At 41.4% G+C, this 10,209-nt stretch carries 7 protein-coding genes and 1 pseudogene; 5 read left to right on the top strand and 3 right to left on the bottom strand.

Features of this window, described 5'->3' with window-relative positions:
• Positions 1–313: 313 nt before the first annotated feature.
• A complete protein-coding gene (gene ccpA / locus D8886_RS04825) occupies positions 314–1,318 on the bottom strand; it encodes a catabolite control protein A (RefSeq protein WP_125434394.1) in 1,005 nt (334 codons plus the stop codon).
• A 162-nt stretch (positions 1,319–1,480) separates the two neighbouring features.
• Between ccpA and D8886_RS04830 the strand changes: the two genes are divergently transcribed.
• The 5 genes from D8886_RS04830 to D8886_RS04850 all read left to right on the top strand — a co-directional run bounded on the left by D8886_RS04830 (position 1,481) and on the right by D8886_RS04850 (position 6,635).
• Complete coding sequence (locus D8886_RS04830) at positions 1,481–2,563, top strand: M24 family metallopeptidase (RefSeq protein ID WP_125434395.1); 1,083 nt, start codon at positions 1,481–1,483, stop codon at positions 2,561–2,563.
• Positions 2,564–3,074: 511 nt separating this feature from the next.
• Positions 3,075–4,121: a FecCD family ABC transporter permease gene (locus D8886_RS04835; RefSeq protein ID WP_125434396.1), complete on the top strand. Its 1,047-nt coding sequence runs from the start codon at positions 3,075–3,077 to the stop codon at positions 4,119–4,121.
• 1 nt (position 4,122) lies between these two features.
• Positions 4,123–4,878: an ABC transporter ATP-binding protein gene (locus D8886_RS04840; RefSeq protein WP_002912908.1), complete on the top strand. Its 756-nt coding sequence runs from the start codon at positions 4,123–4,125 to the stop codon at positions 4,876–4,878.
• Positions 4,879–4,933: 55 nt separating this feature from the next.
• Complete coding sequence (locus D8886_RS04845) at positions 4,934–5,962, top strand: ABC transporter substrate-binding protein (RefSeq protein WP_002912909.1); 1,029 nt, start codon at positions 4,934–4,936, stop codon at positions 5,960–5,962.
• Positions 5,943–6,635, top strand: coding sequence for an alpha/beta hydrolase-fold protein (locus tag D8886_RS04850; protein ID WP_002912910.1), 693 nt, complete (start codon positions 5,943–5,945; stop codon positions 6,633–6,635). The genes D8886_RS04845 and D8886_RS04850 overlap by 20 nt, the downstream gene beginning before the upstream one ends.
• A 188-nt stretch (positions 6,636–6,823) precedes the next feature.
• Here D8886_RS04850 and D8886_RS04860 read toward each other — a convergent pair whose 3' ends face one another.
• Together D8886_RS04860 and D8886_RS04865 are read right to left on the bottom strand one after the other, a co-directional pair.
• Positions 6,824–9,937 carry a type I restriction endonuclease subunit R gene (locus D8886_RS04860; protein WP_125434397.1) on the bottom strand — a complete coding sequence of 1,038 codons (3,114 nt, stop codon included), beginning with the start codon at positions 9,935–9,937 and terminating at the stop codon, positions 6,824–6,826.
• Positions 9,938–9,977: 40 nt separating this feature from the next.
• Positions 9,978–10,209 (bottom strand): annotated as a pseudogene (locus D8886_RS04865) (hypothetical protein); the annotation flags it as partial.

Genomic DNA, 10,209 nt, shown 5'->3' on the forward strand with positions numbered 1-10,209 from the left:
GAAAAGTACCCCTAGCTAAACGGAAACACAAAAAAGAGGCTGGGACAAAAGTCCTAGCCTCTCAATTATCTTTGGATTGTCGAGCAAGACGCAGTGGTTGAGTGGGCTCTACTACGCTGATTTCATCAGCTTTTACAGCCCTACTCAACTGTGCGGAGGTGGGACGACGAAATCGAATTCTAACGAATTACCGATTTCTGTCCCACTCTCCTCGCTTCATAGTCATGAAACTCTCTTAAAGCAGTCATTGACTTAGTCTCTTCGCTCGCTTTTCAAGCTCAGATAAGTTCCTAATCAGACTTACAGACACCGCTTATTTCCGAGTTGATTTACGCTCGCTAATGCTGTGAGCCAGGAGAACTTCGCGTTCTTCCAATTCTTCCTTATGCATAATCTTAGTCAGCATGCGCATACTGATAGCGCCGATGTCATAAAGAGGCTGACCGATTGTGGAAAGGTTAGGACGAGTGAAACGAGCTACTTGCGAATCATCACTGGTAATGATTTCAAAATCTTCTGGAACCTTGATGCCTTTATCAGACAGACCATTTAAGAGGCCTGCTGCCAGTTCATCTCCTGTGACAAAAGCTGCAGTTGCTTTGGAAGCAATGACACGCTCTGCCAAGTGGTAGCCATCATCATAAGAATATTTTGATTCAAAAACCAAGCCTTCGCTGTATGAAAGTTTCTTGTTCTTCAAGCCATCTTTATAGCCTGATAGACGGATTTTCCCGTTGATATCATCTACAAGCGGTCCGCTGACAAAGGCAATTTTCTTATTGCGCTTAGCCAGTAATTCTACAGCATCAACCGTTGCTTGCTTGTAGTCAATATTAACGCTCGGAAGCTGATGCTCCACATCGACAGTACCTGCCAAAACGACCGGTGTACGCGAACGTGAAAACTCTGAGCGAATTTTCTCCGTCAGATGATAGCCCATGAAAATAATGCCATCTACCTGCTTAGAAAAGAGTGTATTGACAACGGATACTTCCTTATCATCATCCTCATCACTGTTAGCCAAGACAATGTTGTATTTATACATTTCGGCAATATCATCAATCCCTTTTGCCAAGGTTGAGAAATAGCTATTGGTAATATTTGGAATGACAACGCCGACGGTTGTAGTCTTCTTGCTGGCTAGTCCACGTGCCACTGCATTTGGACGATAGTCAAGACGATCAATGACCTCTAAAACTTTTTTACGTGTGTTTTCTTTGACGTTCTTGTTTCCATTCACTACTCGACTGACTGTCGCCATCGAAACTCCCGCTTCACGGGCGACATCATAAATCGTTACTGTGTCGTCTGTGTTCATATAGTTTCCTTTCTTCTATTGAAAATATCGTTTTCACTTTCCTACATTCACCATTTTATCACTTCTTGTAAACACTTTCAAGTATTTTGATAAGTTTTTGAAAAGTCTTGCTTTTTTTGACATTTTTTGCCAAAATAGAGGCATAGAAAGAAGGTTGTGACCATGACAAAAATTCAACAAATCACCCACTATCTCGATAATGAGAAGCTAGATGCTGCTGTCCTGTCTGATCCAGTCACTATCAATTATCTGACTGGTTTTTACAGCGACCCGCATGAGCGGCAGATGTTTTTGTTTGTCTATCCTGACCATGAACCCCTGCTCTTCGTGCCTGCTCTAGAGGTTGAGCGTGCTTCAGGTTCTGTTCCCTTTTCAGTCCTTGGCTATATAGACTCGGAAAATCCTTGGCAGAAGATTAAAGCTGCCCTGCCGGCTCACTCCTTCAAGACTGTCGCTCTTGAGTTTGATAACTTGATTTTGACCAAATATCATGGATTGAAAACTGTCTTTGATAGTGCAGAATTTACCAACCTGACTCCTTACGTCAACCGCTTGCGCCTGATTAAGTCTGCCGATGAAATCCAGAAAATGCTGGTAGCCGGCCAATATGCTGACAAGGCTGTTAATATCGGTTTTGACAATATTTCACTGGACAATACCGAAACAGATATCATCGCTCAGATTGACTTTGCCATCAAGCGAGAAGGCTATGAGATGAGCTTTGAAACTATGGTACTGACGGGAAATAATGCAGCTAATCCGCACGGCATTCCCGGTGCCAATAAAGTCGAAAATAACGCCCTCCTGCTCTTTGACCTTGGCTGCATGGTTAATGGCTATGCCAGCGATATGACACGGACCGTTGCTGTTGGCCAGCCGAACCAGTTCAAAAAAGATATCTACCATCTGACATTGGAAGCCCAGCAAGCTGCTCTTAACTTTATTAAGCCAGGTGTCACAGCTCATGAAGTAGACCGTGCCGCTCGGCAAGTCATCGAAAAAGCTGGCTACGGTGAGTATTTCAATCACCGCCTCGGCCACGGTATTGGTATGGATGTTCACGAATTTCCATCTATCATGGAGGGCAACGACATGGTCATCGAAGAAGGCATGTGCTTCTCTGTTGAGCCTGGTATTTACATCCCTGGCAAGGTCGGTGTCCGCATCGAAGACTGCGGCCATGTCACTAAAAATGGTTTTGAACTCTTCACCGAGACTAGCAAGGACTTGCTGTATTTTGAATAGAATTTTATAAGCCTATATTATGTCTTTAATGATTATTTGGCTTGGCAAAGACCTTCTGGTTATTTGGGCTACCATTATTGAAAGCTTTCAGGCATCACTTTTTGATTAATGAGAAAATTGAATAAAGTGAGCGCTTCTCACTCTTCTTTAGCTCAAATAGGTTTTGATCATCGTTATAGCTATCTCAGTCCTTAAGCATTTATAATTTCAAAAAACGATAGAAATATTTCTGTCGTTTTTTCTTGTTTCCCAATAATTATACTAAGCCATTTAGGTTCACCTACTTTTCCTCCAATAATATCGGTTGTCATATACTTTCCGAAAAACTCAATTATTCCGCTCTAGCCAGTTCTTACACCAGAAACATATTTTCATCACTGAAAAGATAAAACGTCATTAAACCTTTTCTTATCAGAGGTTTTTATCCCTTCTTGCCCTTCTGATTTAAAAATGTTATAATTTTTTATGAAATTGTCTAAAAATTCTAATCTTTGCTGTTAAGGAGGTCTGGATGCTCTTTAAAAAGTCAGAAAATCACGGATTTTCTCGCTATATCTGCCTGCTCTTGCTTCTCGTCATTTTTCTGGCTTTCTCCCTCTTTTTAGCTGTATCCCTGGGATCGGTCACTATTGATATACAGGATACTTACCAGATTATTTTCAGCAAGCTCGGCTTTTCCCTTGGCACAGGCAAACTATCGCCGTCTACAATCGCTATTGTTTGGAACATGCGGGTTCCAAGAGTGCTCTTGGGAATCCTAGCTGGTGCTGGCCTTTCTGTCTGTGGTAGCGTCATGCAATCTACTGTCAACAATCCCATCGCAGAGCCTTATATCCTAGGAATTTCAGCGGGTGCAACCTTCGGAGCCACACTGAGCATTATCTTAGGGCTCAAATCCATTACTGGCACAGGTGCCTTTATAGGAGCCATTCTGGCATCAGCCGTGGTCCTTTTTATCGCATCCATGCAGGGAAAAATGACGACAAGCAGTCTGATTTTATCAGGAACAGTTGTAAATGCCCTTTTTATCGCCTTTTCCAACTTTATCATTTCTGTCGGTGCTAATGCTGACAGCCTTATGACAATCAAGTTCTGGACTATGGGCTCACTGGCCGGAACTTCTTGGTCAGATCTTGCCTTGCCAGCTCTTGTTGTTGGTCTCTCCTTTTTGTTTTTCTGTTCCCAGTATCGTATTTTCAATACCATGATGATGGGGGACGAAGCAGCTTTGACACTGGGGGTACCTCTGCGTTTTTACTGGTTCCTCTATATCACAGTTGTCGCAGTCATGACTGCGGTGCTAGTTGCCTGCTGCGGTATTATCGGCTTCGTCGGACTAATCACTCCGCACATTGCTCGCAGATTAGTCGGTACCAACTACAAAAGACTCTTTCCTATCGCTACTCTGCTCGGCTCACTCTTTCTTGTCTGGGCAGATGTTTTGGCTCGAATTTTGGTCAAAAACGCCGAGCTGCCGATTGGGATCTTCACCGCTTTGGTCGGTGCACCCTTCTTTATCTACATTGTAGCCAAAAGCCGAAAGGAGGTCAGCAGCTGATATGGATCTAACTTGCCAAAATATCCACTATTCTATTGGCCAAAAAGAGATTTTAAAAGGGATTTCACTCAAGGTCGATGGAAATCAGTTTCACACTATTTTAGGACCCAACGGAAGCGGCAAAACTAGTCTGCTCAAAACAATCTACCGCCAAATCAAACCTGATAGCGGGGACATTTATCTAAACGGAAGGCCGCTTGAACAGGTCAGCATAAAAAAAGCAGCCCAGAAAATAGCCGTTGTAACTCAGTTTAACCATCTTCAGTTTGACTGCACTGTCCAAGAAATCGTCATGCTGGGCAGGACGCCGCATCTGTCCATTTTTCAAAAAGAGAGCGAAAAAGACTATGCCCTCGTCCGTCATGCCTTGAAGCAGGTGGATATGCTAGATAAGGGGAACCGAACCTATCTATCCCTGTCTGGCGGTGAGAAGCAAAGAGTCCTGTTGGCACGCGCTTTGGCCCAGCAGCCAAGCCTACTGCTCCTAGACGAGCCGACCAATCATTTGGATATCAAATACCAGCTGGATATGCTGCGTATCGTCAAAGACCTGAACATCAATGTTTTGGCTGTTTTACACGATATCCAACTGGCTTGTCGGTATTCAGACTATTTGTACCTCATGAAAGGAGGTGAGATTGCATACCAAGGCGCTCCAAAGGAGGCCATCACCCATGATTCACTGCAAGCCGTTTACGGCATTCAGAGCAAAGTGATCTGGACCAAGGATCGACAGGCCATGATTCAGTATCTATAAGAGCCTGCTCTCAGCTTTATCTATACAAGCTCCAAGCCCAAGAAAGGAAGGCAATATGAAAAAAACACTCAGTATCTTACTCGTCGCAACTGCTGCACTGACAATGGCAGCCTGCAATTCTTCATCTAAGGAAAGTACGAAAGAAAGCTCAACTTCACAATCTTCCTCCAAAACAGAAAGCGCGAAAAAGAGCACAGCAGAGACAAAATATCCAGTGACAATCAAAACTTACGATGCCGAAGGCAAGGAGATTGATCAGGTCTTTGAAAAGGCACCGGAAAAGGTCATCACCAACAACCTTTCGACGACCGAAATCTTGATTGAACTAGGATTGAAAGACAAGATCGCCGGTATGCTCAATCCAGACAATGATGTCACAGATAAATACAAGGCTGATATTGCCACCATTCCGCAAGTCGGCGACAAGAAAACCGTATCACAGGAAACTGTGCTATCCTATGAGCCAGATGCTCTTCTTGGTCGAAACATGATGTTTTCCGAGAAATCTCTGGGGACAGTCAGTGCCTGGAATGAAAACAAAATCCCTGTCTATACACAGAAGGCTTCCTTGTCCAATACCAAGCAAGATCTAGGCAATATCGTTGAAGATGTCAAGAATATAGGAACCATCTTTAATGTCCAAGACAAGGCCAATCAGTATGCTGACCAGCTGCAGGCAAGAATTGACAGTGTTAAGAAGACTAATAAGGCTAGCCAAGGCGAAAAGAAAAAAGCGCTCATCATGTGTGCCTACAACGATGAGACTTTCGGTGCCTATAAGTCAGCCCTGCAGGAGAGCCTGCTTAACCAGCTCGGCTATACCAATGTAGCGACTGGAACCTCTGACCTAACCTTGGAAAATCTGGTCTCTATGGATCCAGAAGTCATCATCTACGTGACCAGCGACCGCAACAAGGCCATGGATGAGCAAGCAGTTGATCTAATGAAAGCTAATCCCGTTCTGGAAGATGTACCAGCGGTCAAAAATCAGAAAATCATGACCATCTCCTATGATGAGTTCATGGATTATGGTCCCGCTGTAATCGACTCACTCGAGAAAATCAATGACTTTGTCAATAAATAAGACCTTTGTCTGGGAGGGTATCACTGTCAATATTGCCCTGCCCCAAGATTATGACGGATCACGACCTTATCCAGCAATCTTGCTAAATGATGGCCAGATAAACTACCTGAGCAGGCTTTCTTCATCGGTAATCTTAATCGGACTGATATCAAACAACAGGCTGGACGATTATACACCCTGGAAAGCAAATGCTCTAAAACCTGGCAATCCTGATTTTGGCGGCAGAGCAGATAGTTACCATCAGAAACTATTCAACGGTATATTAGCCGAAATCAGACAGAGCTACCTACTGGATGAAAATAGAATTGCCTATGGTGGCTACTCTCTCGGTGGACTAGCGGCTGTTTACAGTCTCTATAGCGTCTCCGAGATTCCTTGTGTTTTTTCTATCTGCGGTTCTTTTTGGTACCCAGGTTTTAGCGACTATTGCCAAACACAGGACTTGAAAAACAAGGACTGTCTAGTCTATTTGCAGAATGGAAAGACAGAAGGTGCGAATCACTCGAACCGACTTTCCAAAGCTCCTTTCTATGCTGAAGAAATTCATCGCTTGATTCAGAAAGAAATCCTTACTACCTACTCTATCTTTGACCCTTACGGGCATCATGAAGCCCTCAAAGAGCGCTATGCTGCCTTTGCCGACTGGCTGGCCACACAATGGCATATCGACTAATCCCCCCCCCTTTTTGTCACTTACAGCAGCTGACAAAGGGGTTTTTTAGTTTATTAATACAAGCAAAAGACTCTCACCAGTAAAATGGTAAAAGTCTTGAATAGAAAGATTTAATCAGTTTTCTCCCCCGCCTCTAGTTTCAACAGGAAGGCTTTTTTATCAAGGCCACCGGCATAGCCGGTCAAATTTTACTTCGATTCAAATTCTACACTACTTTCAGCAGCCATCAGTTGGTCAGAAAATAAATAGGACTCATAATTATTATCAGGATTATCCGTCCACATTTCACATTGCTTGATAACAGTCACAATGGCATCTTCGACACCCTCCGGTGGATATTTGTATTTCCTAAGGAGCCGTTTAACAAGCATGCGCATACGAGCACGCGCAGAATGTTTTTTCTGCCAATCAATAGTTCTGCTTTNGCGCAATGTCTCCGTTAATTCATGAGTCATTGCAACAAGCTCATCATTTTCATAAAAATCTTTGACTGCTTGTGGTTGCGTCAAAGCATCATAGAAAGCTAATTCTTCATCGGTAAGACCTAAAGAATCCCCCTCTTCGTGAGCTTTCGCCATTTCTTTGGCCATTTTCATTAATTCAGCAATAACTTCTCCATTCGAAAGCATGCCATTCAGATATGCTCTCATCGCTCGCGAAAGAATTTCAGAGAACTTTTCGGATTTGACTAAATTTGTTCTTTGATATAAGGTAATCTGCTCTTGTAATAATTTTTTTAAGAGTTCTACCGCTATGTTTTTTTCCTTCATTTTAGAGATTTCATCTAAAAATTTAGGATCAAATAACGAAAATCCTGTATCAATATCTGAGAATAAATTAATGACACCTTCACTCTTGATAGAAGCTTTTAGTAACTCATTGATACGATCATTAATATCTTTCAGAGAAAGCTTTTTACCCTCCCCAGTTATTCGTGTCAGCAATGTTCTGACTGCTTCAAAATAAGCTGCTTCAAAACGTTGCTCAGGAGTAAGCAAAGAACGACAAAGTGATAACGCTTGGCGTAAGAGTAACGATTCTTTTATGAAGAGCTCTTTCTTCTTCTCCTTGTCTACACTTGACAAGAAGTTTACCCCACCACTAATTGTTTTAGCTCTGATTAAATCACTTGATTTAGAGAGCATGAATTCTGAATAGTCAAACCCATAAAACAAATCACGACAGACTTCTAGTTTTTCAACAAACTTTGGTAAAGCTGTCTTAGCTATATCAGTATCCCCAAAGTTACCTTTGTCTCGATTTGTATAATCGTTCATGGCTTGCTTTAAAGCACTTGCAATACCGATATAATCAACTACAAGTCCACCCTCTTTATTTTTGTATACACGGTTAACACGAGCGATTGCCTGCATAAGATTATGACCTTGCATTGGCTTATATACATACATGGTTGCAAGGCTAGGGACATCAAATCCAGTCAGCCACATATCAACGACGATAGCAATCTTAAATGGGCTTTCATTGTCTTTAAACCTTTTAGCCATCTCTTCTTTATGGCGCTTATTCCCTACTATATCATGCCATTCTTCCGGATCATTATTACTAGAAGTCATGACAACTCCAATTTTTTCTGTCCAATTCGGACGCTTTTCAAGTAAGGTACGATAAATTTTCATCGCAATCGGACGAGAATAAGCAACAATCATTGCTTTTCCAGTTAATTCCTGCGCACGATTTTCTTCATAATGAGTAATGATATCTTCACACAAGGCACTAATAGTTTGATCGGCCCCTAAAATACTATCAAGACGACCCAATTCCTTCTTGCTTCTATCAATCGCATGTGATTCAGCGCTTTGTGCCATCAAGTCATACTCTGTATCAATCAAATGCAAGATATTTTCATCTAGTTTTAAATGCATGACACGGCTTTCATAATAGACGGGCCGAGTGGCGCCATCTTCAACCGCCTGTGTCATATCGTAAACATCAATGTAATTACCAAAAACCTCTGTTGTAGACTTATCTTTAGTAGAAATAGGCGTTCCAGTAAATCCAATATAAGTCGCATTAGGCAAGCTATCTCTAATCAATCTGGCTGCTCCGACGACTAGTTTCGCTTCGCTTTCTCCATCTTTTCCTTTGGTAATTTTAATCTTTTCTTCAAGTCCATACTGTCCACGATGAGCCTCATCAGCCATGACAACAATGTTTTTTCTATCAGAAAGCGCCTCTTCTGACTCTGAAAACTTCTGCATAGTTGTAAATATAATGCCATTGGCTTGGCGACCAGTCAATAGTTCTTTCAGATGTAAACGGCTCTCTGCCCGAATCGGTGTCTGTCTCAGAAAATCTTGGCATTTGGAAAACTGTCCATATAACTGTTCGTCCAAATCATTTCGATCAGTCAAGACGACAATAGTTGGCGAGTCTAAAACTTTCTGCAGCAGATGAGCATAGAAAACCATGGATAGAGATTTCCCACTCCCTTGCGTATGCCAGAAAACACCTCCCCGTCCATCGCTTTTAGTTGCTTTTAAAGTAGATACTGCAGCCTTATTCACTGCAAAATACTGATGATAAGCCGCTAAAATCTTAGCATCCTCAGAAAAGCAGATAAAATTCCTTAAAATATCCAAAAATCTAGTCTTATCAAAAATACCTTCAATGAACGTGGTAAAATTAGCATACTGAGTATCTTCAAACCTACCATCAGTAGTCTTCCACTCCATAAAGCGGTCTTCACCAGCAGTAATTGTCCCAGCCTTTGAAGTAGCCAGATCCGTCATTACACAAAAAGCATTNTAGTTGAATAAATTTGGAATTTCTTTCTGATATGTTTTAAGCTGACGGTAGGCATCAGAAGCATCTGTTTCTTGGCGAGAAGGACTTTTCAACTCAAAAACAACTACTGGCAAACCATTCAAAAACACTATAATATCAGGACGTTTATTGCTCTTCTCTACAATTGTCCATTGATTAATTACAGTAAAAGAATTATTATTTACATTATCAAAATCAACTAAATAAACGAGATTAGATTGTTTCCTTCCTTGATGAAAATAGGAAACTTCTATACCGTTTTGAAGATAATTTGTAAAAATCTTATTTTTTTGAAGCAAGGAACCTGTTTCAAAGCGCTGTAGCTTTTCAATTGCCTCTTGAATTGCAACAGTCGGTAGCTTATCATTGATCCTTTCCAAAGCAGGATAAAGCTCCTCCAAATATAAAGGTGTTCTATAATCACGCTCTACATCTGGACCATAGACATATGAATAGCCCAAACTATCGCGAAAAAGTTCGATGACTGCATGTTCGTAGTTGTCCTCAGTGAATCCCATAAATTAAACTCCATTCTATAAATAGTATACTAAACTTACACTATTCATCAAATAATACAAACTTTTTTGAAAAATATATTTTCCCTAGGGAATCAATAGCATAGCCATAAGCTTTTTTTTCACTTAAATGCTTATTAATAAACTGTTGTCTCAAGTTTTCTTGAATACATCTAAAATCAGCAAACTCACCAGTTTTTAAATAACTAGGCAGCGTATTATTAAAAACCCCCATGTTTGTTATAAAGGCAAATCTCTTTTTTGCATATCTTGAA

The organism is Streptococcus sanguinis (assembly GCF_003943655.1).
Lineage (GTDB): Bacteria > Bacillota > Bacilli > Lactobacillales > Streptococcaceae > Streptococcus > Streptococcus sanguinis_F.

Excerpts from the sequence above, each read along its gene's own strand:
- ccpA (WP_125434394.1), bottom strand. The coding sequence starts at position 1,318 with ATGAACACAGACGACACAGTAACGATTTATGATGTCGCCCGTGAAGCG.
- D8886_RS04840 (WP_002912908.1), top strand. The coding sequence starts at position 4,123 with ATGGATCTAACTTGCCAAAATATCCACTATTCTATTGGCCAAAAAGAG.
- D8886_RS04830 (WP_125434395.1), top strand. The coding sequence starts at position 1,481 with ATGACAAAAATTCAACAAATCACCCACTATCTCGATAATGAGAAGCTA.
- D8886_RS04835 (WP_125434396.1), top strand. The coding sequence starts at position 3,075 with ATGCTCTTTAAAAAGTCAGAAAATCACGGATTTTCTCGCTATATCTGC.
- D8886_RS04845 (WP_002912909.1), top strand. The coding sequence starts at position 4,934 with ATGAAAAAAACACTCAGTATCTTACTCGTCGCAACTGCTGCACTGACA.
- D8886_RS04850 (WP_002912910.1), top strand. The coding sequence starts at position 5,943 with ATGACTTTGTCAATAAATAAGACCTTTGTCTGGGAGGGTATCACTGTC.